The organism is Serratia sp. CY40230, assembly GCF_052168835.1.
In the GTDB taxonomy this organism is placed as follows: Bacteria; Pseudomonadota; Gammaproteobacteria; order Enterobacterales; family Enterobacteriaceae; genus Serratia; species Serratia nematodiphila.
The window spans coordinates 972,218-995,286 of record NZ_JBJNLX010000001.1 but is presented as its reverse complement, the minus strand read 5'-3'; the positions used below and the strand labels follow the sequence as shown (position 1 = coordinate 995,286).

Sequence of the window (23,069 nt, the reverse complement as noted above, 5' to 3'; positions counted from 1 at the left end):
GGGGCGAGCATGAAAGAAAAAACCGCGGCGGCCATTATGGCGCACGCCAGGGCTGAGTATCCGCGCGAATGCTGCGGTGTGGTGGCGCAAAAGTCCCGCGTGGAGCGCTATTTCCCGTGCCGCAACCTGGCGGACAACCCCACCGAACAGTTTCATCTGGCGCCGGAAGACTACGTGGCCGCCGCCGAATGGGGCACCATCACCCTCATAGTGCACAGCCACCCGGACGCCACTACGCAGCCAAGTGAACTCGACAAGGCGCAGTGCGATGCGATGGAGTTGCCTTGGGCGATAGTCAGCTGGCCGGAGGGGGATTTGCGCACCATTTTGCCGCGCGGCGAACTGCCGCTGGTGGGCCGCCAGTTCGTGCTGGGGCATACCGACTGTTGGGGACTGATCATGAGCTATTTCCGCCAGGAGCACGGCATAACGCTCCAGGATTACCGCGTTGATTACCCGTGGTGGGAGCAGGGTGAAAACCGCTATCTGGAAAACTGGCATGCCTGCGGCTTTCGCGAGTTCGATGGCCCGCCGCGCCCAGGCGACATGGCGGTCATGCAGGTTTCGGCGCCGGTGGCCAACCACGCCGGTATTCTGCTGGCAGATGGCCTGTTGCTGCACCATATGTACGGCATGCTCAGCCAGCGGGTGCCTTACGGTGGTTATTGGAAGGAGCGAACGGTGAAGGTGTTGCGCCACAAAGCCCTGATGTGATGCTATCATTCCACTTTTCAGCTTAAGGAAAAGGTAATGAAAAAGTTAATGATTGGGCTGGTGGTACTGGGTTTGGCGGGATGTGCAATGAGTTATACAGACATTAGAAAAAATCCAACGCAAACCTTTTCGACAACCAAAACACTGGAGCAAATGGAAACATGTTTAATTCCAAAATTAGATAGTGAAACTTATAATGGGCCTGCAATTAATACAACAGTTAAGCCTTTAGAAAATGGAGTAACTTTAGTTCCACTGGCTGGGCTGGAGTTTATCGATTTACTTAAGATTAATACCGGAACGAAAGTTGTTTATTATGGCGAAGGGACAAGGTCCGTTCTTTTTCCTGAGCGGAGAATAAAAGTGACCTTAATAGCGATTAAATCTTGCTTGTAGGGATTTAAAAATATTTTTTCGAGGCCTTATGACTTTTATTGAAATACCATTGAGAACAATACGATTCCATGGCCCGATGGTTGGCATATTTGGAAAAAAATTTGAGTATCGTGCTCGCAATGTACCAAAGGCTATTGATGCCATGAAAAATCTGCTGCCCGGCTTTGAGCGCTACATGCTTGAAGCTCACAAACGCGGTCTGACATTTTCAGTTTTCGTTGGTAAGCGCAATGTCGGGCAGGAGGAACTGGAGTTAACCAAAGGGACGGAAGATATTCACCTTGTTCCTGTCGTGATTGGGAGCAAACGTGCAGGTCTATTCCAAACTATTTTAGGTATCGCTTTGATTGGGGCTGCGATGCTAACCGGCCCTGCTGGGTGGGCGGCTTTTGGTTCGACTGGTACGTTCGGTGGGGTGTTGGCAATGAGCGGTGCCGCAATGGCCCTCGGCGGTGTCGTCCAAATGCTTTCCCCACAAATGGGCGGGCTGCGCATGCGGCAAGGCCCGGAAAATAAACCGAGCTATGCCTTTGGCGGGCCGGTCAACACCACGGCGCAGGGCAACCCCGTCGGTGTGCTGTACGGCACGCGTGAAATTGGCGGGGCGATTATCTCAGCAGGTATTTATACCGAAGACCAGCAATAACCATCATCCGTTTGAACAGACAGCCGCAATAGCGGCTTTTTTTATGGGCGAAATATGGCACAGAACATGATCCGTGGGCGAAAAGGCGGCGGCGGTGGCGGCCACACGCCGGTAGAATCGCCGGACAGCATTCAGTCGATCGCCAGAGCGAAGATGCTGTTCGCATTAGGCGAAGGAGAATTTGCCGGCGGGCTGGATGGCACAAACATTTTTGTTGACGGTACGCCGGTGCTGAGCAGCGATGGAACGGAAAACTTTCCCGGTTTCCGCTGGGAATTCCGCCCTGGCTCGCAGGCGCAGGAATATATCCAGGGCATTCCCGCCGTTGAAAATGAGATCTCAGTCGGCAGCGAACTGAAAAGCGGCACGCCGTGGGTGCGCTCCGTCTCTAACCTGCAACTTTCCGCCGTTCGACTGCGCCTGGGGTGGCCCATGCTGCAAAAGCAGGCGGACAACGGCGACGTCAACGGCTATCGCATCGAGTACGCCATCGACGTGGCGACCGACGGCGGCAGTTATCAGGAGGTGTTAACGGCGGCGATCGACGATAAAACCACCTCGCTGTATGAACGCTCGCACCGCATCAATTTGCCGAAGGCCACCACGGGATGGCAGCTGCGCGTGCGCCGGTTGACGCCTAATGCCAACAGCGCCCGGATCGCCGACCGCATGAACATCGAGGCGCTGACCGAAATCATCGACGCCAAGCTGCGCTACCCGAACACTGCGCTGCTTTACGTGGAGTTCGACTCGAAGCAGTTCCCCAACATCCCGAAGATCAGCTGTAAACCGCGCGGCCGCCTGATCCGCGTGCCGGACAATTACGATCCGCAAACGCGCAGCTATACCGGCATCTGGAGCGGCGGCTTTAAGTGGGCCTACAGCGATAACCCGGCGTGGGTGTTTTACGACATTATTTTGGCCGAGCGCTTTGGCCTGGGCGATCGCATCGACGCCTCCCAGGTCTCCGAGTCCGAACTGTACCGCATCGCGCAGTATTGCGATCAGCCGGTGCCGGACGGGCGCGGCGGCGAGGGCATGGAGCCGCGCTTCACCTGCAACGTTTATCTGCAGTCACGGGAAGAGGCCTGGACGGTGCTGAGCGATTTGGCCGGCATCTTCCGCGGCATGACCTATTGGGGGCAAAACCAAATGGTCGCCCTGGCGGACATGCCGCGCGATATGGACTTCACCTACACCCGCGCCAACGTGATCGACGGCAAGTTTACCTACTCGTCCGCCAGCGAACGCACCCGCTACAGTACGGCGATGGTCAGCTGGTCCGATCCGGGCAACCATTACGCCGATGCGATAGAGGCGGTATTCGACAGCGATCTGGTACGCCGCTACGACGTGAACCAGACCGAGCTGACGGCCATCGGCTGCACCACGCCGAGCGAAGCGAACCGCCGCGGCCGCTGGGCGCTGTTGACCAACAGCAAGGATCGTACGGTCAGCTTCTCCGTGGGGCTGGACGGCATGATCCCCATGCCGGGGCATATCGTCGGCGTGGCGGACCAGATGCTGGCCGGACGAGTGATTGGCGGGCGCCTCAGCGGCGTGGACGGACGTAAACTGACGCTGGACAGAAAGCCGGGCGCTAAAGCCGGCGATCGCCTGATCGTTAACCTGCCTTCAGGTAAAGCGCAGGCGCGCACCGTGCAGGCGGTGAATGATCGCGTAGTGACCGTCACCACCGCCTACAGCGAGACGCCGGCGCCGGAAGCGGTATGGTCCATCGACGCGGACGACCTGGCGGTGCAGCTTTACCGCGTGGTGGGCATCGCCGACAACGGCGATAACACTTATACCGTCAACGCCGCGGAACACGATCCGAACAAGTACGCCCGCATCGATACCGGCGCGCGTATCGACGATCGTCCGATCTCCATCATTCCGCCCGGCGTGCAGGCGCCACCGAAAAACATCACCATCGACAGCTACTCCTCGGTGAGCCAGGGTATCGCCATTACCACCCTGCGCGCCGCCTGGGGCGCGGTTGAAAATGCCATCGCCTATGAGGCGGAATGGCGCAAAGATAACGGCAACTGGGTGTCGGTGCCGCGCACCTCGGCGCTCAGCTTTGAAGTGCCGGGGATTTACGCCGGTCGTTATCGGGTGCGGGTGCGGGCCATCAACGCCAGCAATGTGTCGTCTGTCTGGGCGACCTCGATGGAAACCTACCTCAAGGGCAAAGAGGGTAAACCGCCGATGCCGCTTGGCTTCAAGACATCGCCTTTGCTGTGGGGCATCCAGCTCGACTGGGCGTTCCCCACCGGCGCTGAAGATACGCTCAAGACCGAAATTCAGTATGCGGACAACGCCGCCGGGAATAACGCGATGCTGCTGGCCGATATCCCGTATCCGCTGCACACCCACGCCATGACCGGGCTGAAGGCGGGCCAGGGCTTCTGGTTCCGTGCGCGGTTGCAAGACCGCACCGGCAATCAGGGCGACTGGACAGGCTGGAGCGCCGGGCAGGCGAACGCGGACGCCGGTGACTATCTCGAGAACATCGGCGACGATCTTCTGACCGCGAAAGACGGCGAGCGGCTGGTGGGCGATATCGACACCAACATCGACGCCATCTTGCAGAATGCGCTGGCCAACAAGGCGACGGTGGATCACCAGTGGGCGCAGTACGGCACGGTGCGCGCCGATATCATGGTGGTGAAAACCACCATCGCGGAGGTCGATCGCGGGCTGGCCGAGATGAAAACCCAGGTGCAGGCGCAGATTGACGACGTGGCGGCGGTGCTGGAAGACAAACTGACGGCGACGGTAGACGCCGACGGCGCCACGGCCATCCATACGCTGAAAGCGGGCGTGCGGGTGAACGGCACCTTCTATAACGCCGGCATGTCGATCGCGGTATTGGCGGAAAACGGCAGGCCGGTCACCACCCGCGTCGGCTTTAACGCCAACCAGTTCGTGCTGATGAGCGGCAACAACAGCAATCAGTATTCGCCGTTTGCTGTGGTCGATGGGCAGGTGTTTATAAATAATGCCTTTATTCAGGATGGAACAATCAGTAATGCCAAGATTGGTAACTATATCCAGTCGAATAACTATGTTGTGGGCTCACAAGGGTGGCGATTAGATAAAACTGGCAGCTTTGAGATAAATGGCGTGGCCGGAGGAGGCAGAATGTTGATTACTAGTACACTCATTCAGATATTTGACAGTAATAATGTACTACGCGTCAGAATGGGGCTTTGGTAATGGGTAATGGATTACAATGCTGGGATAGTAATGGAAACATTACAGTCGATCTGGGTGATTGTAGCACTAGATTTTTTGCCTCTATTGATGCAACGCTACCAAAAAATCAGGCAGCAGTTAATATTAGTTACCCAGGTGTGACCTCGGATAGGCATTTTGCAGCCATTGCTAGAGCTGGACCATTTTTTCATGGAGACATTATATTTGATGGGGTTACAGTCTGCACAAGAGATGGAGGAGTGTGGTTAATAAGCTCTGTAACGGACGGATATGATAAATATTATACTGTCCACATTTATGAGATTCGATAATGTCTAATTTTCAAATTTACAACTCGGATGGCTCATTGGTAATAGACAGTGAGTATAAGCATACTCTTGTTGCTGAGCACAAAGTGCCAAAATTTTACCCGCCTGATTTATGGGGTGATACTATATTTGGTGACCTTCATAAATTAAGCTGCTTAGCTATTAATGAACTTTCGATTGGGTTGCTGTATTGGGCTCGGCTATCCCCGGGCGCTTGGTGCTGGCCAGGCGCTAAATACTTCACGGCGGGAGGTGTTGAGCTTATTGCTACATCGCATAATATCGCAATGCAGTCCGGATATTTAGATGTGTTCTCTGCTGAATCTGAGCTTATATGGACCGCAAAATCAGCTAGTGATATGCCACGAGTACGGAGCATAGTTGAGGTAACTAATGCAGTAGACAACGGGATACAGTCAGTACCATCTAGTTTTAGCCCGTGGTTTCCAATCAATTGCATGCCAGCTGACTCATTTGAAAGCGAGGTTTCTGCACAAAATGCAGGTATTTTAGTTCGATGGACAGGGATGGAACTTCAACTGACGTGGCTAAAATATCGGACTCAGACATATTCGGAGCGATTTTCTGGACGAGGATATTTGAAATTTCCTATTGCAACGTTCATGAATAGATAAGTCAAGAAAATGAAATAGGCACTCGTAACAAATATCGCATTGGTTGGTATAAGTATAAACCTTGCTAGACAAGAACGTAATCCTGACACCTTCTTATTTTTATTTTCAAAATTCAGGAGAGTATTATGCCAGTAGGCACTCTTACCATAACAAATAATTCCGCCGTAGTGAAAGGTACGGGGACGGCCTTTAATACCGAATTAAAATCCGGTGATTTCATCGTGAGCGTGGTCGGCGGCGTCACCTATACGTTGCCGGTGAAAACCGTTGATAGCGCCACCCAGGTCACGTTGATTAAAGCCTATGATGGCCCAACGCAGGCGGGCGCAGCATGGTATGCCGTTCCGCGCGATGCTATGAACGCTATCACCGCCCAGTTGGCTGCCGAGATGGCAAAGGCTTTGCGTGGGCTGAACCTCGATAAAGAGAACTGGCAGCAGGTCTTCAGCAATACCGGAAATATTACCGTTAAGTTGCCGGATGGCAGCACCTATAGCGGCCCGGCCTGGAATAATATTTCAGCTTCACTCAATAATAAGTTAGACAAGACGACTAGCGCTGCCCAGGAGATTAAAGGTTCACTGTCTTTACAGGGTTCTTTGGTGACAGGGCAAACGGCAAACCTTGACGTGGGGGGATATTCACGTTTCCGTAAGTCAACGACATTTGATGATACCATGATGGGGCGAAATGGCATTCATTTAAACTCTGGTGATACGGGGTCGTCTAATGTTCGTGCTGAAAAGACGTTTACCAGATCTACCGGAACTGTAGATGGCCCGACATTACTATCGGTCATGACAACAGCAGGTGGCGTTGTCACTGCCATGCAAATGTTTTGTCGTCGCGAAATTGGTGTAACTGATTATGGTGCGATTTCATTTAAGGATTACGCCAATGTCTGGCATGAGGTACGTCTACAGAATAATGGAGACTTTAATAATTTAACCGGAAATTGGGTGACCGGCTCAGACCTTAGAATTAAAACGGAAGTAAAAGAAATTGAAGACCCTATAACACTCATTCGCGGTTTAAAACTCTATACCGGCAAGCGTGATGGCAAGCCATTTATCGGTGGTATCGCACAAGAAATTGAAAAGAAACTTCCCCAGGTTGTTGCTGAAGGTGGTTCTTTAGAATTGCAAAACGGCGAAACTGTTACTCGGGTAAAATCCGTCGATTATTCAACGCTGGGATATGTGGCCCTGGCTGCATTGAATCAGGCTCTGGATAGAATCGATCGCCAGGATGAATTAATCAAAGAACTCATGGAGAAAGTGCAATGACATTAATCAGCGGCGTATTAAAAGGCCCTTACGGCGATCCTCGCTCCGGCGTAACCATTACCCTGCGCGCAGTCAGAACCTCGTCAACGGTATTGAGCCTGGCTAAATCACAATCAGTAACGGATGATAGCGGTAAATATTCCCTACCCGTGGAGGCGGGCGCTTACGAGGTCATTATCTCTGTGTATGGTGCGCAGCCGGAGCGAGTGGGGGCTATCGAAGTTTATAACGATTCCTTGCCTGGCACGCTCAATGATTTCCTGCGCCGGCCAGGGGAAGGCGATATCACGCCGGAGATTGTGCAAACCGTCGATCGTTTGCGTGCCGAGGCGGCCGCTTCCGCAGGCAAGGCATCTTCCTCTGCTGCGGCGGCAAAAGTGAGCGAACAAAATGCGACGAAGAGCGCCGCTCAGGTGGTGACCGCCTTTGATAATGTGCGTTTTAAGCTGCCGGAGAACAACACCAATGCCTCTGTCTGGTTCCTGTTGGGGCAGTTTAAAAATGCGGGGCAAAATGGCGTCGGGATAGCGCTTAATTTCTACGGATCGAATGGCTATAACGGATTTGTTTATAACGCTGGCTTATCACGCCTGATGCTGAGAACGGGTAATCTTGGTGCCAGCGATACGACCAATAAGGCCAATCGTATCGGCGGCACCTTTATTAACGATGCCGGAACGGCGATCTTGGATATTCAGGTTATTGAATCCAGTCGTGATAATTATGATATTTATGTGAAAGTGAATACCTTCACCATCAACTGCTGGTATACGGTTGAGCAAATTACCTACGCTAATGCGGCCGGCTTGCGCTGGGAGCATAAGGCGGTAAAACAATCGGTGGAGCCGGTCGGGGTGATGAGAATTGATATGCGCACGGGCGTCTCGTTCTCGCAATCCCAGGCGCTACCCGATTATGCCACTGTCGCCCAATCTGCGATCGGTGGGTTTGGCACCGGACCAATTCATACTGAGGATGCGTTTGCGAAGGATAATAAATCCTCCATTCAACGCTACACGGTGGCGACGGCCAATCGGCCGGGCAATGCGTCAGGGGGGTTATTAACGCTGCCGGTCGATGGCGGCCCTTCGTGCGCGTATTTTGCTACATCGGTTGCGCGGCAGGCTTGGGTGGGGAGTTCATCTACCGCATTGCCTTCAACTATCACCTGGTCGCGGTTATTCAGCTCGTCCGATCAACCCACCGTCGCGGATATTGCAAACCTGAAAGACTGGGGATTGAGTAAAGGCGTGACTACGGCGAATAAAGGCAATTTCAATGCGCAAATGCAAAGCCGCCGGGGGTATGCGGCTACCGATCCGATCGGTAATCCATTCAAAGATACCGGGACTTATTTCCTCGATACGCGCTCATGGGCGGTGACGCAGGCGGGAACCGACGACAGCTATCGAACGGTGCAAACCTGTTACGGCTATGGCGTGAGTGCTGCGCAAACGGGGAAAATTGCCGTGCGCAGCTGGAATGGCACCACGTTTACCCCCTGGGTTTGGATGTGGTCGGAAGCCAACACCACGGTTGACGGCAACGGTTTTATCAAGAAAGCCTCGCCGATCGCCAGATTGTCCGCTGCGCCTGAGCATATGCAGGCTGACTATCTGGAAGGCGGCTTTGCGCTGGCCGGTTGCGCGGCGGTTAATGGTGAGGCGGACGGGGTGAGCGCGGAACGAATCGCTACCGGCCTTTATCAGCTGAATGGATCGCTGGGGTTGGCAAAGGAGGGCTGGACTATCGAAGTGCCGCAGGACGTGAACGGCAACCGCCTGTGCTTTGTGGAAACCGCCACCGATAACGACGGCGTCATTACGGTGAAAATCAGCAAACGTCGTTTTGACATCGATACCGCGACGGTCGTGGCCGGCGAAGCGATGGATATCCCTGAAGGGCGCTGGATCGATCTGCGACTCGCCATGCCGGCGCGCGAAAGGGTGGAAGTGCTGCCGCCGGAGGCGCTGGTATCAAACGATGACACGTCATCGGAAACCAACGCGGTTTCATAAATAAAGTGGATGCCAGGTAAAATGCCGGTGCAGTAGGTTATTGGCCGCCTAATGCATCGGCGCCGGCATTATCACCGAGAGGCTCGGGCAAACACGCAGCCCGTTCCGCCTGGCAAGGTTCCCGCTGGGGGTTACTGCCCGTCAAATATCAGTGACCAGCCACTGATCCGCTTCTTCGAACATCTCTTCCAACATTCGGTTCAGCTTCTCACGATCGCTTTTGCTGGCGTCGGAGTTCAGGCCGTTGGCCTGCATCGGTTTCACGCGCACGTCAGCTTCCGGGAACAGCGCATGCACGCGTTTTTCCAGCTCGTTGCGAATAATCTCGGCCGCGTTGGGCAGCCCAGCGACGTTGCGTTTGTCGTACACCAATTCTACAAACATGGCTCACCTGTAAACACTGAATTAATGTACAGTATTCTGGCCTGAGGAAGGCCGGTTGGCAAGAGGGGGGGCGGAATTTTGCATGATGCGATCATTCTTGCGCGGCGTGCGGTAACCCCTGCAACTGAATCACTAATTCCGCCAGGCTGGCGGCTTGCATTTTCTCCATCACTTTCGCCCGGTGAACCTCTACGGTGCGCAGGGCGATATTCAACCGCTCCGCCATTTCCCTGTTCATCATGCCTCGCACCACCAGCTGCGCGATGTCGCGTTCTTTCGGCGTGAGCGTGCGGTAGCGGCCGCAAGTTTCATGGCGTCGCCAGGCTTTGGCCGAGACCTGCCGCGCCCGTTCGAGGGCGGCGATCAGCGGTTCAGCGGCGATCGGTTTTTGCAGGAAGTCCACCGCGCCGTACTTCATCTGCTCCACCGCCATCGGCACGTCGCCATGGCCGGACAGGAACACCACCGCCAGCGTGCTGCCGAGGCGGCGCAGTTCAGCGTAGGCCTGGTGCCCATCGAGTTTCGGCATCCTCATGTCCAGCAAGACGATCCCGGTCTGAAACAGATCGGCCTGCGCCAAAAAGTCGGTGCTGTCATTCCAGCATTGCACGTCGTGGCCGAGGCTGGTCAGTAAAAAATGGCAGGCGTCGGTGACGGCGACGTCATCATCCACCAGATGAATTAGCGGCATGGTTTTCCTCATTGTTAGATATGAAATGCAGGGTGACGCATAGCCCATTGCGGCTGTCGGGGGCGGGGCGGTTAGCCAGTTGGATCTCGCCGCCGCCATACCGGGCCAGGCGGCGGCAAATGGCCAACCCCATCCCCATGCCGCCGGTCTTGGTGGTGTTGAAGGGGCGGAAAGCCTGCTCCAGCCCGACCGCGCTCATCCCGCCCGCGTTGTCCTGCAAACGCACATCGAGCGCCCGTTCGTGCTCGTCGGCGGAAAGCCAGACGGCGTTGGCGCCGGCCTGCGCAGCATTCAGCAGCAGGTTCGCCAGCAGCTGTTCCAGCAACGCCGGCGGCAGGGTTAGCGTCAGCGAAGGCGCCACGTTGTTGAACAGTTTCAGGTCGGGGTAGCGCTGCGTCAGGCGCAGCAGTGCCCACACCCGCTCGGCGGTTTCGCTTACCGCGATGGGGCGCCAGCTCGCCTTGTCTACCGTCTCGGTGGGGGGCTGCACCCACTGGTGCAGGTTATGAATCGTCTCGCCGCCGCGCTGCGCCTGCCGATCAATATTTTCCAGCGGCGTCAGCAGCGGGTGCCCGGCGTCCGTTTTGCGCAGTTGGATCAGGCACCCTTGCGCATAGTGGCGAATGGCTGCCAGCGGCTGGTTGAGCTCATGCGCAAAGCCGGAGGCCATCTCTCCCAGCACGTTCAACTGCCTGGCGTTCTCCAGCGCCTGCTCCTGACGGCGCAGTTGTTCTCCGGCATGGAGCAGCTGTCGCCCACGCCGGCGCACCAGCAGCGCGATCCAGATATGGTTGACAATCAACAGCGCCAGCACCGCCAGCGACAGGCTGACGGCCGTCTGATGCTGGATCAGCCAGCTCTTGATATCCAGCCACAGGCGCCGCTGTTCCGGGTGCTGATTGACGGCGCGCAGCAGCGCTTCCACCGCGCTGGTCGAGGCCGGTGCGCCCCACTGAAAGGGAGACTGCGGCGGTGCGGTCAGCAAGGCTCTTGCCACCGCATCCACCAGTGAGTTATCCAGACCGGGCAGGGCGGCGAACGACCAGTTGGGATAAAGCGGCGTGCTGGTGACGCAGGGAACCGATGTGGGCCGTTGCAACAGCGGGCGAAAATCCGCCGGGTTGATCAAGCCTTCCCGACCCATTTTCTCCAGCAGACAGACGGGAACGATGGCGGCCTGAATGGCGTGCTCGCGCAACAGATAGAGCAGGGCGTCGGCAGGGAACCCGGTAAAGCGCAGGTGAAAATCGCGCTCGGGCCGCATACCGGCATCGCTGAGCGCCTTATAGCCGGTCAGATAGCCGCCGAAGGCCTGGGGATCGATGGCGCCCACCGTTTTGCCCATCAGCGCCTGCGGCGTCGTTATGCCGCTGTCGCGCCGCACCAAAATCACGCTGCCGATGATGTTGCCCGTTGCCCGATCGCCGTTGGCGGCGCGCAACGACGCCAGCCAGCGCAGATGATAGTGGCTGTTCAACTGCACGAACTGCGCCGGATTAGTGACCACGAACTGCACGCTGCCCCGATTGACCGCTTCGCGCATCTGCGCCAGATCGAGCGGCTGCAGGCGGAAGCGCTCACCGCCGACGCTGCCGTTGAGCCTGTCGATCAGCGGCTGCCAGTCACGCGCGGTCGCCGCATCGCCGCGCATCGCCAGCACGCCGACCGACCACTCGCCCGCCTGTGCCGCCATCCCCCAGCCGAGACTGAGCAGCAGTAATAACACGACCCTCACGGCCCCTCCTGATGGGCAATCTGCCTGCCGTCACTTGTTTTAGATCAACGTTAGGTCCGGTATGTGGTTAACCACAATAGAGCTGAGCCCAATGTCATTTTTACACTGTAAATCATCGACATTGTTTATTCATCTAACGGGCATCAATAGCGTGATCGGGGTGATGCCCAGGACGTGGGAGAGGCGCATGGATTTCGGTAAACGGCAGTTTTTACAGCGGCTGGGCGTGTTGACGGCGGGGGCTTCGCTGATCTCCGTGGCGGAGGCCGGGCTGACGTTAGCACCGACGCGGCGCGAGGGGGATGCGAGCCGCCGTTACGCGATGCTGATCGACCTGCGGCGCTGCGTAGGGTGCCAGGCTTGTACCGTGAGCTGCGCCATTGAAAACCAGACGCCGCACGGGGAGTTTCGCACCACGGTAAACCAGTATCAGGTCAGCCTCGAAGGCGAAGCCGCTGCGACCAACGTGCTGTTGCCCAGGCTGTGCAATCACTGCGACAACCCGCCCTGCGTGCCGGTATGTCCGGTACAGGCCACCTTTCAGCGCGAGGACGGGATCGTGGTGGTCGACAACAAACGCTGCGTGGGTTGCGCCTATTGCGTACAGGCCTGTCCGTACGATGCCCGTTTTATCAATCACACGACCCAAACGGCGGACAAATGCACCTTTTGCGTGCACCGGCTGGAGGCGGGATTGTTGCCGGCATGCGTGGAGTCGTGCGTGGGAGGAGCGCGGATTATCGGCGATATGCGCGATCCGCACAGCACGCTGAGCAAGCTGCTGCGGCGCCACGAGGCTGAGATAAAAGTCCTCAAGCCGGAGAACCAAACCGCGCCCCACGTGTTCTATCTGGGGCTGGATGATGCCTTCGTCACGCCGCTGCCGGGGCGGGCGCAGGTCGCCTTATGGGGAGAAAGACGATGAGCCGCCAACTGATGATCGCAGAAGTGCTGAGCCAGCCGCAGGCGGTGAGCTGGCTGCCGTGGGCCGTACAATATTTCTTCTTTATCGGCATCGCCGCCTGCGCCGCGCTGCTGGCCTGCGTATGGCGCTGGCGCGGTGGAGATAATGCCGCGCATCTGGAGCGCATGGCGCTGTTTATCGGGCTGACGTGCGCCATTACCGCACCGCTGGCGTTGACCGCCGACCTGCATCAAACCGCCCGTTTCTGGCATTTCTACGCCTACCCGACGCCCTGGTCGTGGATGCCGTGGGGCGCGCTGTTCTTGCCGCTGTTTACCCTGCTGATCGGCCTGTGGTTTATCGCGATTGAATTTACGCGGCTGACGGGCAGACCGGTTGCGCTGTTGCGTGGGATAGCGCCCGCCTGCGCGCTGCTGGCTATCGGCCTGCTGTTGTACACCGGGCGAGAGGTTTCCATCGTGCGCGCCCGCCCAATTTGGTTCAGCTACGGGTTTCCGATCGTGATGTTCCTCAGCGCGCTGCAGGCGCTCTTGGCTTTGCTGCTGCTGGCGATGCGCGAACGGCCCGGTCTGCAGGCGCCGCTGGCGCGCGGGATGCTGCTGACGTTACTGCTGCTCGGCGGGGCGATCCTGCTGTGGGTATGCGGCGATACGTTATCCGGCGCGGCGGTACGCCACTGGCTGCAGACGCAGGCGATGGCTCGCCGGTATGCCGCAGGATGGATTGCGCTATGGGGGCCGACGCTGGCGTGCGCCGCCTGGGCCGGCTATCGGCGCTTGCCGCGCGGCGGCGCGCCGCTGCTGGTGGCCGGCGCACTAGGACTGAGCTGGCTGATGCGCTGGACGCTGTTGATCGAAGTACAAACCATCCCGAAATACAACGCGTCTAACTCCCCTTATAGCCTGCCGCTCGGCACCGACGGTTTGCTGGCGATCGTCGGCACCTTCGGCTTGTGGCTGGCGTTAATGATCATGGTGCGTGAAGCACAGGCGTTTTTACTGCGGAGAAAACAACATGGCTAAACTCACCCGGCGTCAGTGGTTGAAAGTGGGCCTGGCCTTCGGCGGATTGTCCGCTTTCGGCCTGAGCTATCGTGAAGTCGCCAAACGGGCGATCGACGGCTTGATTCACGGCACCTCAGGGCGGGTGACTCTGGATCGCATCAACGGCAATTCCCTATCGCCCGAAGGACGGGCAATGCCGGAATGGCAAGGCAATCCGCAACAGGCCATCTCGATGACGCAGTGTTTCGGCTGCTGGACGCAATGCGGCGTGCGGGTACGGGTGGACAGGCAGACCGACCGGGTATTGCGCATTGCCGGCAACCCTTATCATCCGCTGTCTCAGGAACGGCACGTCGACTCTGCGTTGCCGCTGCAGGAGGCGTTGGCGCAGTTGGGTGGCGAACGCGGCCTCGATGCCCGCTCCACCGCCTGCGCACGCGGCGCCACGCTGCTGGAGGGGCTTTACAGCCCGATGCGCGTGCTGGAGCCGATGAAGCGCGTCGGCAAACGCGGCGAGGGCAAGTGGCAGCGCATCAGCTTTGAGCAGTTGATCGCCGAAGTGGTGGAGGGCGGCAATCTGTTCGGCGAGGGGCATGTGGACGGCCTGCGGGCGATCCGCGATCTGGAGACGCCGATCGATGCCCGACGGCCGGGGCTGGGGCCGAAAGCCAACCAGCTATTGGTGACCAACGCCGGTGACGACGGGCGCGATAGCTTCCTGCGGCGCTTCGCCCAGAACAGTTTCGGCAGCAAAAACTTCGGCGCGCACGGCGCTTACTGCGGGCTGGCCTACCGTGCCGGTTCCGGCGCGTTGATGAACGATCTGGACAAGAACCCGCACGTGAAACCGGACTGGGAACAGGTCGAATTCGCGCTGTTTATGGGGACCTCACCGGCGCAGTCCGGCAACCCGTTCAAGCGCCAGGCCCGGCAATTGGCCAGCGCCAGATTGCGCAGCGAATTCCGTTATGCGGTGGTGGCGCCGGCGCTGCCGCTGACCACCACGTTGGCGGACGATCATGGCCATTGGGTCCCGATATTGCCGGGTGCCGACTCGGCGCTGGCGATGGCGATGATCCGTTGGATCCTCGACCACCGGCGTTATCAGGCCGATTATCTCGCCATCCCGTCGGAGGGCGCCATGCAACGCGCCGGCGAGAAGAGCTGGACCAATGCCACGCATCTGGTGATCGCCGAGAGCGAGCATCCGCGCGCGGGGCAGCACCTGACGCTGGCCGATCTCAACGGCGCCGGGTCGGCGTCGCCGCTGGTGGTCAACGGCGCGGGTGAGCTGGTGGCGGCCGAGACGTGCGACAGCGCCGAGCTGTGGGTAACCCGTACGGTGACGCTGTACGATGGCGCGCAGGTGGAGGTGAAAAGCGGCTTCCAGTGTTTGAAAGAGGCCGCCGACAAGCTGTCGCCGGAGGCGTACAGCCGGCAATGCGGTGTGCCGGTGGCACGCATCGCGGCACTGGCCGAGGCCTTTACCGCCCACGGGCGCAAGGCGGCAGTGATCGCCCATGGCGGGATGATGGCGGCGAACGGGTTTTACAATACCTGGGCGGTGATGATGCTTAACGTGCTGATCGGCAACCTGAGCCTGGCGGGGGGCGTGTTCGTCGGCGGCGGTAAATTCAACGGCTTCGCCGAGGGGCCGCGCTATAACCTGGTCGAGTTTCCTGGCCTGGTAAAACCGAAAGGGCTGAATATCGCGCGCAGCAAGGCCGCCTATGAAACCTCCGACGAATACCGCGAAAAAGTGGCGGCGGGCGTTTCGCCCTGGCCGGCCAGGGCGCCCTGGTATCCGTTCGTCGCCGGGCAGTTGACCGAGCTGCTGACCTCGGCGCTGGCAGGGTACCCGTATGGGCTGAAAGCCTGGATCTCGAACATGACCAACCCCTTGTACGGTATCGCCGGGTTGCGCGGCGTGGCGGAGGAGCGGCTGAAAGATCCGGCGCGTTTGCCGCTGTTTATCGCTATCGATGCGTTTATCAACGAAACGACGGCGCTGGCCGACTATATCGTCCCGGATACCCATAATTTTGAGAGTTGGGGATTCAGCGCCCCCTGGGGCGGCGTCGCCAGTAAGACTACCACCGCGCGTTGGCCGATAGTGACGCCGGCGACTGCGCAAACGGCGCAAGGGCAGCCGATTTCCATGGAGGCGTTTTGCATTGCCATCGCCAAACGCCTGGCATTGCCGGGGTTCGGCGATCGCGCTATCGGCGACGGCCAGGGCGGGCTGCTGCCGCTCAACCGTGCCGAGGATTATTATCTGCGCGCCGCCGCCAACGTGGCGTTTGCCGGCAAGGCACCGGTGCCGGCCGCGAGGGCGGACGAACTGGCGCTGAGCGGTGTCGATCGCTTGCTGCCGCAGCTGGCGCAGACGCTGCGCGCCGATGAGATCGACCGCGTGGCGTTTATCTACAGCCGCGGCGGCCGTTTCGCCGATCACGACAGCGGCCGCCGCGACGGCAGCGTGGGCAACCGCTGGGAGAAACCGCTGCAGATCTGGAATGCGGAAGTGGCGAAGCACCGGCATGCGATCACCGGCGAGCGTTTCAGCGGCTGCCCCACCTGCTACCCGGCGCGTTTGTCGGACGGCCGCGCGGTGGAAGCGCTCTACCCAGAACGGCAGTGGCCGCTGCGCCTGATGTCCTTCAAATCTAATGTGATGAGCAGCTCCACCGCGGTGATCCGGCGCCTGCACGACGTGAAGCCGGTGAACCTGGTGGCCTTGAACCCGGCGGACGGAGCGCGTTTCGGCATTCAACACGGTGATTGGGTGCGCATCAGCACGCCGGGCGGCAGCCGCGAGGCGCAGATCAGTTTGCTGGCGGGGGTGATGCCCGGCGTGATCGCGGTGGAACACGGCTACGGCCACCGGGAGATGGGGGCCAGCCAGCACTACCTGGATGGCGAACCGCTGGCGATGGATGAGCGCATCGCCGCCGGCATCAACCTCAACGATCTGGGGTTTGCCGATCCGACGCGCGAAGTGCCGAATACCTGGCTGGATTGGGTGACCGGTGCGGCGGTGCGTCAGGGTATTCCGGCGGTGATCGTCAAACTTTCCGCGTAAACGGCAGACGAAAAACTGAATTATCGAGGGTTAATTTATAGTTAATTCTATTCTTTAACCCAAAACTAAACGGCATGCCTGTTTTATGGCTTTCTTATGGTTTTTTTTTTAAGTTTTCTATAAATACTTAATGCGCCGTAAACAAAAGAGCAGTAGGTGACAACGATAATCACAAATTTTGACAAATTCACGGGTGCAGAAAACCACGGTTGGTAACCAATTACCCCGGCGCCACTCAGAAAAAAAGAACCGGCCAGGATGGATAAAAACACAATTAATGAACTGATAATCCTTGTCACCGTCTTAGTCCTGTCTGATATTGTAATGTTATGTTCTTGAAGGTAAAGTTAAACCTTACAAGAACCGCCTATTGAGTTGTTGCAATTTTTTTTACTGCCTGCATTGATAGAGTGATTAGGTTGGATTAAATAATAATAAACCAGCGATAGGGGAGAGTTTACCCTCCACTATCGCATAGGGAGTAATCTGTTACCCTCCAGATTTATTCCACGTTTTAGCAAACCATTTAACAGATGAATAGATCCGATACATGATTGCCAAAATCCCTATTGGAACAGAAATAATTACAATGCTCAGAGCGAGATCTTTAGGTAAGCTGATATTTAAAAATCCGTTGTAACTTGTTATTCCCAGAGTGTGAAAAACACTTTGCGATAATGAAATTATTATGAAAACAAAAGCAAAAACAATAAATGGATTTTTCATTTTCTTCCTTTCCTCCTTTCAAAAAACACCATGCAAGCTTTTTATAAGCACTGTTAGTATTTCGTGTGTAATTACCAGGAACAGGTGCCCCCGTTATAACCTCCGCCTTTAGAGACGTTTTGAGAACCATTGTTGTTGCTTCCACCAATGCATGCTCCAAGGGATCCAATAGAAGATCCCACTACACCACCAATAACAGCCCTGGCACCTTGCGATATAAGTCCTCCGATAACGCCACCTGCCGCTGCCAATCCTAGTGCTATAGCACAATCCTTGCTCATGCCGGCTGAAGAGTTGCTAATAAAGCCATTAGCCTGGCCACCATAGTTAGTTGAAGCACCACGGCCCCCATTATTATTGTTGACCTTGCCGTTACTGCTACGGTTATCCGAAAAATTCCCTGCGCCAGAAACGAAATTTAGCATTGAAGAATCAATAACTTTCATAAACAACTCCTTTTGATTATTTTGTTGACACTATGTAAGCCTCCGTAAGGCTATTTATAATTAGCTCTTTTCCACAATCGAATCAATGTTTATATTCATAACTATTTACTATGTTATGTGACATATTAAAATGTTTTGGAATAGGGAGAACCCATGAAGAAAATTATCTTGGATAAAAGCTTGGTTCTCTGGAGCTACGGCTTACACATGCTTCGATCTCAGTAAGCATATAGGGGAAGACTTCCTTTTCGGCGCAACTTGGCCGCAGCTGGTAGGTATCGTACTCATATTTATCATTTGCTTCGGTGCGCGTACCAAAATGAATGAATTAAGTTAGGCAACCGCATTAAAGAGGGGCTTAAAAGTAACAAAAGGGAATTCGCACTCATTATGCTACGGAGGGGCTTCGCGCCCTGTCAGATTACGATCAAAATATTACTGAGCGCCTGGCGGCTTTTGCTTGAGCAAGGCGAACCCTTGTCCGCACCAATTCCAATCTGGCTATGTCAGGCGTTAATTTGGCCTCGGATTTCTCCAGCCGAACCATGCCATTGGTATGTTGCCGCATGATGCCGTCCAGCAGCATCGGTACGCGACAGGCTGCGAGTCAGAGGCAGGGGATGGGGATATTACGCCACAGCCCCCCACACACTCGGCAATCACCAGATGGCAAATTCGCAGGACTCCAGCGGAGTAATGTCTCGCCATCGAACAGCGGCAAGAATGCCCGCCGGCTTCGCTCGCCGTGTTGTAGCGCGTTCGTGTCGCCGATGGGGGCGCTAGCGCCGGCACGTCGACCGCCCCCGCCAGATCTTGATTGTTGGTTCTTTGCGCATCTTCGATGCTTGCCCTGCGGGCCGTTGCTAAAGCAACGTGGTCTCACTTCGTTCGGCTCAAACCTCCTTCGGAGATTCTCATCCTCTCAAAGTGCAGACGAAAAAAAACCTGCTGTAACAGCAGGTTTTCTTAAATTTGGTCGGCATGAGAGGATTCGAACCTCCGACCCCCGACACCCCATGACGGTGCGCTACCAGGCTGCGCTACATGCCGACGCTATGAAAAATCATACTACCGATTCCCGATGTTAATGCAAGCGCCTCGCCACTTGATTGCTTTAGTTTTAAGCAGTTAGTTGGCGATAAAGCGTTTTACATCGGTCAACACCTGCAACAGCAGAGTAAGCTGCGGTTTCTCGTCTTTTATTTCATCGCCGTTCTGATCGTAGACGCGATAGTTGCCGCTGTTGTCCAGCATCAGTGTTTGTGTCGGCGTGGTTATCACCAGTTGGTTGCCATCGCCGGTGGCGATCCAGTTGTTGCGGCGCTGGGCGGTGAACAGATCCTCGCCTTGCGAATAGTCTTTCGGCGCGGTTTTCACGTGCAGCAGGCGTTGCATCAAGGTGCGCATGACGTCGTTATGGCCGGTCAGCTTGCTGATGGTCTGCGCCGGGGTGCCTGGCCAGTGGATCACCAACGGCACCTGCAGTTGCGCCTGGTTGAAGGCGGTGCCGGCGCCCCATTGGCCTTTGCCGCTGTCGTTGAACTCGACGCCGTGCTCGGCGGTGATCACCACCACGGTTTTATCCAGCAGGCCGCGCTGTTTCAGCGTGTCCAGCACCTGGGCTATCTGGGCATCCACATCTTGCGCGCCGGTGCGGTAGCGCCGAATAAAGTCGGCCGGAACCGACTTTTTGTCGCCTTCGGTCGGCTCGGCGCCGCTGAAGTTGATATAGGAGAACCACGGCTCTTTGCTACCCTGGTCTGCCAACCAACGTTGCCATTGCTGGGTGGTCTGGGCGTCGCTTTGCGGCGCCGGCGTCGGCAGCGAGAAGTCGGTCAACAGAGCCTGGCGGTACAGGCTGGCATTGAAGCCATCGGAGGAGAACAGCCCCAGCTGGTAGCCCCGATCGCCGAGCGCATTGATCAGTGCCGACGGCTTGCGGCCGGCGAGCACGCTGTCCAGATAGGTCGGGGAAATGCCGTAGAACAGGCCGAACAGCCCGGTATCGGCATGGTTGCCCGAACTGTAGTGATCGCTGAAACGCACGTTTTCCTGGGCGAAGCGGGTCAGGGTTGGCATGTCCTGCGCCACGTCTTTGGCGCGAATGCCGTCCACTACGATCATCAGCAGGTTATAGTCGCTGCCTTTATCGCCGTAGCTGAGATCGCTGAGCGGATACTCTACCGACACCGCTTCCGGGTTGCCCTGTTGCACCAGACGGCGTTCATACTCTTGCTGGTCGAGCAGGCCGTGTTTCTCGAGGAACTTGCGCGCGGTCATCGGGTACGAGAGCGGCAGGTTGGCCCGCTGCATGGTGATCGGGCGATAGAAGTTGGCGTCGGCCCAGATATAAATCAGGTGCGACGCGAAAAAGGCGCTGATAAACAGCGCCGCCAGCGGCTTGCCGAAGCGGCGGCGGTTCAGGCTGCGCAGCTTCTGCCAGCTCCAGGTGCCAAACAGCATCTCCACCAGGAAGATCACCGGCACGCAGATAAACATCAGCTGCCAGTCACGCGACAGTTCGCTTTGATCCGGGTTGACCACCAGATCCCACACCACCGGATTGAGGTGCAGGTGGAAATGGGAGAACACTTCGCTGTCGACCAGCAACAGCGTGAGCCCGATGGTGGCGAACGCGGCGGAAATAAATCGCAGCAGCCGCTGCGACATCACCACGAAGGTGAGCGGGAAGATCACCAGCAAATAGCCGGCGAACACGATAAAGCTGAAATGCCCCAGCAGGCTGACAAAGGCATAGACCCGGCCCAGCAGGGATGCGGGCCAGTCGGTGACAAACAGGTAGCGGCTGCCCAGCCCAAGGGCGAGCAGGATGTTGAATAAGGCGAACCAGTGCCCCCAGCTGATCATCTGGGAGACTTTTTCACGATAACGCTGACGGTTTGTCACCATAAGTCAATATTAATGTGCTTTATCTTCACGGACAGAAGCCTGCAAGGCTTCCGCGAACGATCTCGCCAGGGTTTTCCGCTGCGCGGGGGCAACGCTGGTGTTGATCAAATTAGTGACCATGTTGCCCAGCACCATCAGGGAAAGATCGGTGGGGGTATGGTGTTTTTCCAGAACATTGACCAGCTCTGAGAGCAGTTGTTCAACGTGTTCGTCACTGTAACGGGATGATTGTGGCATAAAATTGCGCTTAGTAATCTGCAAAGTGCCCTATCTTACCGTATAGGGCAGTGATTTTCCGCTCTTTTATCACTTCCTGTCATTCGGGAAATTGTTCGCCCGCGCCGGGGCGGGGCCCCGCTGCGCCTTTCCGGTTTGCCGCAGCTTTTTAGTATTGCAGGGCGGGGTCTTCAGTGTTTGAATACGCGCCTAAAGAACAGGAGGATTTATCATGAGTCTGGATATCGACCAGATCGCTCTGCACCAATTGGTGAAACGCGACGAGCAAACGCTGGACGTGGTGTTGCGCGATACCTTGCTTCCCACCAACGCGGCGGTGGAAGAAATGATGACGGAACTGCATCGCGTCTACAGCGCCAAGAGCAAGGCCTTGGGCCTGTTCAACGAAGGCAGCGAACTGGCGGAAGCGCTGCGCACTTGCCGCAAGGACGATAAGGACTTTCTGGCCTTCAGCCGCGCGGCGACCGGCCGCCTGCGCGACGAACTGGCGAAGTATCCGTTTGCCGAAGGCGGCGTGGTGCTGTTCGGCCAATACCGTTATCTGGCGGTGGAGTACTTGCTGATCGCGGTGCTGAACAGCCGTAACAGCATGCGCGTCAACGAAGAGCTGGATATCAACACCACGCACTATCTGGACATCAACAACGCCGATATCGTCGCGCGCATCGATCTGACCGAATGGGAAACCAACCCGGAATCGACCCGCTATCTGACCTTCCTGCGCGGGCGCGTAGGCCGCAAGGTCGCCGACTTCTTCATGGATTTCCTGGCGGCGTCCGAAGGGTTGGACACCAAGGCGCAAAACCGCGGGCTGCTGCAGGCGGTGGACGACTACTGCGCCGATGCGCAGTTGGACAAGAACGAGCGCCAGTCGGTGCGCCAACAGGTGTACAGCTACTGCAACGAACAGCTGCAGGCGGGCGAAGAGATTGAACTGCAGGCCCTGTCGCAGGAGCTGTCGCCGGTCGGTGAGAAAGACTTCATGCAGTTCTCCAGCGAGCAAGGGTATGAGTTGGAGGAAAGCTTCCCGGCCGATCGCGGCACGCTGCGCCAGCTGACCAAATTTGCCGGCAGCGGCGGCGGCATCAGCCTGAATTTCGACGCCATGCTGTTGGGCGAGCGCATTTTCTGGGATGCGGCCACCGACACGCTGACCATCAGAGGCACGCCGCCGAACCTGCGCGATCAGCTGCAGCGCCGGACCGGCAGCGGCAAGTAAGCGCGCCGGATCGCAGACAATAAAAAACGCCGCAATTGCGGCGTTCTTTATTTCGGCGTCCCGAAAGGTTCGAAAACGTAGCGATTAAACGCGAACGAAGTCGATGTGAGCCAGTTTTGGCTTGAACGGGTGACGCTGTACAGCCTGAACCTTAACTTTGGTTTCTTTACCGTCGATAACCAGAGTTACTGCTTCGCTGTAGAATTCTGGTTTAGCTTCCATGTTCTTAACAGAATCATGGTCCAATTCGATGGAAACTGCAGCTTCTTTGCCACCGTAAACGATAGCTGGGAATTTGTTTGCTGCACGCAGGCGGCGGCTCGCACCTTTACCCTGGTCTTTACGTACTTCTGCATTGATAGTGAACATTGTTTTTTCTCTTAAAAGAAAATTTACCCTGCTACAGGCGACCCAAGTAGCAAGTTCGGAAATCCACTTTAACGCTGGGCAGGCCCAGGTAAAGCGCGCGGCATTTTAACGGAAAG

Annotated in this window: 19 protein-coding genes, 1 tRNA gene and 1 other RNA gene; 11 read left to right on the top strand and 10 right to left on the bottom strand. The window is 56.9% G+C overall.

From position 1 onward, the window contains the following. Positions 1-9 precede the first annotated feature (9 nt). From ACJ8IJ_RS04665 to ACJ8IJ_RS04635, 7 genes are all read left to right on the top strand, one after another. Complete coding sequence (locus ACJ8IJ_RS04665; protein WP_004935819.1) at positions 10-714, top strand: C40 family peptidase; 705 nt, start codon at positions 10-12, stop codon at positions 712-714. Positions 715-750: 36 nt separating this feature from the next. After that, on the top strand, positions 751-1,110 hold the full coding sequence (locus ACJ8IJ_RS04660; RefSeq protein WP_131164966.1) for a hypothetical protein: 360 nt from the start codon (positions 751-753) through the stop codon (positions 1,108-1,110). 28 nt (positions 1,111-1,138) lie between these two features. Next, positions 1,139-1,756, top strand: a complete 618-nt coding sequence (locus tag ACJ8IJ_RS04655) for a tail assembly protein (RefSeq protein WP_080116077.1) — start codon at positions 1,139-1,141, stop codon at positions 1,754-1,756. Between the two features lie 54 nt (positions 1,757-1,810). Next, positions 1,811-4,978: a host specificity protein J gene (locus tag ACJ8IJ_RS04650; protein ID WP_442518311.1), complete on the top strand. Its 3,168-nt coding sequence runs from the start codon at positions 1,811-1,813 to the stop codon at positions 4,976-4,978. 310 nt (positions 4,979-5,288) lie between these two features. Next, the gene (locus ACJ8IJ_RS04645) at positions 5,289-5,921 is read left to right on the top strand and encodes a hypothetical protein (RefSeq protein ID WP_131164964.1); all 633 of its coding nucleotides are present in this window, start codon (positions 5,289-5,291) and stop codon (positions 5,919-5,921) included. A gap of 125 nt (positions 5,922-6,046) precedes the next feature. Then, positions 6,047-7,207, top strand: coding sequence for a tail fiber domain-containing protein (locus ACJ8IJ_RS04640; protein WP_131164963.1), 1,161 nt, complete (start codon positions 6,047-6,049; stop codon positions 7,205-7,207). After that, the gene (locus ACJ8IJ_RS04635) at positions 7,204-9,225 is read left to right on the top strand and encodes a phage tail fiber protein (protein WP_442518310.1); all 2,022 of its coding nucleotides are present in this window, start codon (positions 7,204-7,206) and stop codon (positions 9,223-9,225) included. Before ACJ8IJ_RS04640 ends, ACJ8IJ_RS04635 begins: the two co-directional genes overlap by 4 nt. Before the next feature lie 141 nt (positions 9,226-9,366). Here the strand turns inward: ACJ8IJ_RS04635 and ACJ8IJ_RS04630 are convergent, their stop codons facing one another. The 3 genes from ACJ8IJ_RS04630 to ttrS all read right to left on the bottom strand — a co-directional run bounded on the left by ACJ8IJ_RS04630 (position 9,367) and on the right by ttrS (position 11,993). Next, the gene (locus ACJ8IJ_RS04630) at positions 9,367-9,609 is read right to left on the bottom strand and encodes a DinI family protein (RefSeq protein WP_004935803.1); all 243 of its coding nucleotides are present in this window, start codon (positions 9,607-9,609) and stop codon (positions 9,367-9,369) included. 91 nt (positions 9,610-9,700) lie between these two features. Beyond that, entirely contained in the window at positions 9,701-10,300 is a 600-nt protein-coding gene (gene ttrR, locus ACJ8IJ_RS04625) for a tetrathionate respiration response regulator TtrR (protein ID WP_021505932.1), read from the bottom strand. Beyond that, positions 10,275-11,993, bottom strand: coding sequence for a tetrathionate respiration histidine kinase TtrS (gene ttrS / locus ACJ8IJ_RS04620; protein ID WP_239664327.1), 1,719 nt, complete (start codon positions 11,991-11,993; stop codon positions 10,275-10,277). The genes ttrR and ttrS overlap by 26 nt, the downstream gene beginning before the upstream one ends. A gap of 229 nt (positions 11,994-12,222) precedes the next feature. Between ttrS and ttrB the strand changes: the two genes are divergently transcribed. The 3 genes from ttrB to ttrA are packed head-to-tail and all read left to right on the top strand — an operon-like array spanning position 12,223 to position 17,046. Then, a complete protein-coding gene (gene ttrB / locus ACJ8IJ_RS04615; protein WP_131164960.1) occupies positions 12,223-12,960 on the top strand; it encodes a tetrathionate reductase subunit TtrB in 738 nt (245 codons plus the stop codon). Beyond that, the gene (ttrC, locus tag ACJ8IJ_RS04610; protein WP_442518309.1) at positions 12,957-13,982 is read left to right on the top strand and encodes a tetrathionate reductase subunit TtrC; all 1,026 of its coding nucleotides are present in this window, start codon (positions 12,957-12,959) and stop codon (positions 13,980-13,982) included. Before ttrB ends, ttrC begins: the two co-directional genes overlap by 4 nt. After that, entirely contained in the window at positions 13,975-17,046 is a 3,072-nt protein-coding gene (gene ttrA, locus ACJ8IJ_RS04605; RefSeq protein ID WP_442518308.1) for a tetrathionate reductase subunit TtrA, read from the top strand. The genes ttrC and ttrA overlap by 8 nt, the downstream gene beginning before the upstream one ends. 489 nt (positions 17,047-17,535) lie before the next feature. Here the strand turns inward: ttrA and ACJ8IJ_RS04600 are convergent, their stop codons facing one another. The 6 genes from ACJ8IJ_RS04600 to ACJ8IJ_RS04575 all read right to left on the bottom strand — a co-directional run bounded on the left by ACJ8IJ_RS04600 (position 17,536) and on the right by ACJ8IJ_RS04575 (position 21,365). Beyond that, positions 17,536-17,772: a hypothetical protein gene (locus ACJ8IJ_RS04600; protein WP_275094997.1), complete on the bottom strand. Its 237-nt coding sequence runs from the start codon at positions 17,770-17,772 to the stop codon at positions 17,536-17,538. Positions 17,773-17,843: 71 nt separating this feature from the next. Beyond that, on the bottom strand, positions 17,844-18,218 hold the full coding sequence (locus ACJ8IJ_RS04595) for a hypothetical protein (RefSeq protein WP_275094996.1): 375 nt from the start codon (positions 18,216-18,218) through the stop codon (positions 17,844-17,846). Positions 18,219-19,032: 814 nt separating this feature from the next. Further along, positions 19,033-19,151, bottom strand: a non-coding RNA gene (locus ACJ8IJ_RS04590) — RtT sRNA. Between the two features lie 40 nt (positions 19,152-19,191). Further along, positions 19,192-19,268: transfer RNA gene (locus tag ACJ8IJ_RS04585), tRNA-Pro, on the bottom strand. A gap of 78 nt (positions 19,269-19,346) precedes the next feature. Then, the gene (yejM, locus tag ACJ8IJ_RS04580) at positions 19,347-21,128 is read right to left on the bottom strand and encodes an LPS biosynthesis-modulating metalloenzyme YejM (protein WP_442518307.1); all 1,782 of its coding nucleotides are present in this window, start codon (positions 21,126-21,128) and stop codon (positions 19,347-19,349) included. 9 nt (positions 21,129-21,137) lie between these two features. Further along, a complete protein-coding gene (locus ACJ8IJ_RS04575) occupies positions 21,138-21,365 on the bottom strand; it encodes a YejL family protein (RefSeq protein ID WP_004935782.1) in 228 nt (75 codons plus the stop codon). Positions 21,366-21,576: 211 nt separating this feature from the next. On the opposite strand from ACJ8IJ_RS04575, the gene yejK reads away from it, so the two are divergent. After that, positions 21,577-22,584: a nucleoid-associated protein YejK gene (gene yejK, locus ACJ8IJ_RS04570; protein WP_004935779.1), complete on the top strand. Its 1,008-nt coding sequence runs from the start codon at positions 21,577-21,579 to the stop codon at positions 22,582-22,584. An 84-nt stretch (positions 22,585-22,668) separates the two neighbouring features. Here the strand turns inward: yejK and rplY are convergent, their stop codons facing one another. Next, positions 22,669-22,953: a 50S ribosomal protein L25 gene (gene rplY / locus ACJ8IJ_RS04565; protein ID WP_004935776.1), complete on the bottom strand. Its 285-nt coding sequence runs from the start codon at positions 22,951-22,953 to the stop codon at positions 22,669-22,671. Between the last annotated feature and the right edge of the window lie 116 nt (positions 22,954-23,069).

Bases quoted from the DNA above. Each gene is read 5' to 3' on its own strand.
- ACJ8IJ_RS04665 (WP_004935819.1), top strand. From the start codon at position 10: ATGAAAGAAAAAACCGCGGCGGCCATTATGGCGCACGCCAGGGCTGAG.
- ACJ8IJ_RS04660 (WP_131164966.1), top strand. From the start codon at position 751: ATGAAAAAGTTAATGATTGGGCTGGTGGTACTGGGTTTGGCGGGATGT.
- ACJ8IJ_RS04655 (WP_080116077.1), top strand. From the start codon at position 1,139: ATGACTTTTATTGAAATACCATTGAGAACAATACGATTCCATGGCCCG.
- ACJ8IJ_RS04650 (WP_442518311.1), top strand. From the start codon at position 1,811: ATGGCACAGAACATGATCCGTGGGCGAAAAGGCGGCGGCGGTGGCGGC.
- ACJ8IJ_RS04645 (WP_131164964.1), top strand. From the start codon at position 5,289: ATGTCTAATTTTCAAATTTACAACTCGGATGGCTCATTGGTAATAGAC.
- ACJ8IJ_RS04640 (WP_131164963.1), top strand. From the start codon at position 6,047: ATGCCAGTAGGCACTCTTACCATAACAAATAATTCCGCCGTAGTGAAA.
- ACJ8IJ_RS04635 (WP_442518310.1), top strand. From the start codon at position 7,204: ATGACATTAATCAGCGGCGTATTAAAAGGCCCTTACGGCGATCCTCGC.
- ACJ8IJ_RS04630 (WP_004935803.1), bottom strand. From the start codon at position 9,609: ATGTTTGTAGAATTGGTGTACGACAAACGCAACGTCGCTGGGCTGCCC.
- ttrR (WP_021505932.1), bottom strand. From the start codon at position 10,300: ATGCCGCTAATTCATCTGGTGGATGATGACGTCGCCGTCACCGACGCC.
- ttrS (WP_239664327.1), bottom strand. From the start codon at position 11,993: ATGGCGGCACAGGCGGGCGAGTGGTCGGTCGGCGTGCTGGCGATGCGC.
- ttrB (WP_131164960.1), top strand. From the start codon at position 12,223: ATGGATTTCGGTAAACGGCAGTTTTTACAGCGGCTGGGCGTGTTGACG.
- ttrC (WP_442518309.1), top strand. From the start codon at position 12,957: ATGAGCCGCCAACTGATGATCGCAGAAGTGCTGAGCCAGCCGCAGGCG.
- ttrA (WP_442518308.1), top strand. From the start codon at position 13,975: ATGGCTAAACTCACCCGGCGTCAGTGGTTGAAAGTGGGCCTGGCCTTC.
- ACJ8IJ_RS04600 (WP_275094997.1), bottom strand. From the start codon at position 17,772: ATGAAAAATCCATTTATTGTTTTTGCTTTTGTTTTCATAATAATTTCA.
- ACJ8IJ_RS04595 (WP_275094996.1), bottom strand. From the start codon at position 18,218: ATGAAAGTTATTGATTCTTCAATGCTAAATTTCGTTTCTGGCGCAGGG.
- yejM (WP_442518307.1), bottom strand. From the start codon at position 21,128: ATGGTGACAAACCGTCAGCGTTATCGTGAAAAAGTCTCCCAGATGATC.
- ACJ8IJ_RS04575 (WP_004935782.1), bottom strand. From the start codon at position 21,365: ATGCCACAATCATCCCGTTACAGTGACGAACACGTTGAACAACTGCTC.
- yejK (WP_004935779.1), top strand. From the start codon at position 21,577: ATGAGTCTGGATATCGACCAGATCGCTCTGCACCAATTGGTGAAACGC.
- rplY (WP_004935776.1), bottom strand. From the start codon at position 22,953: ATGTTCACTATCAATGCAGAAGTACGTAAAGACCAGGGTAAAGGTGCG.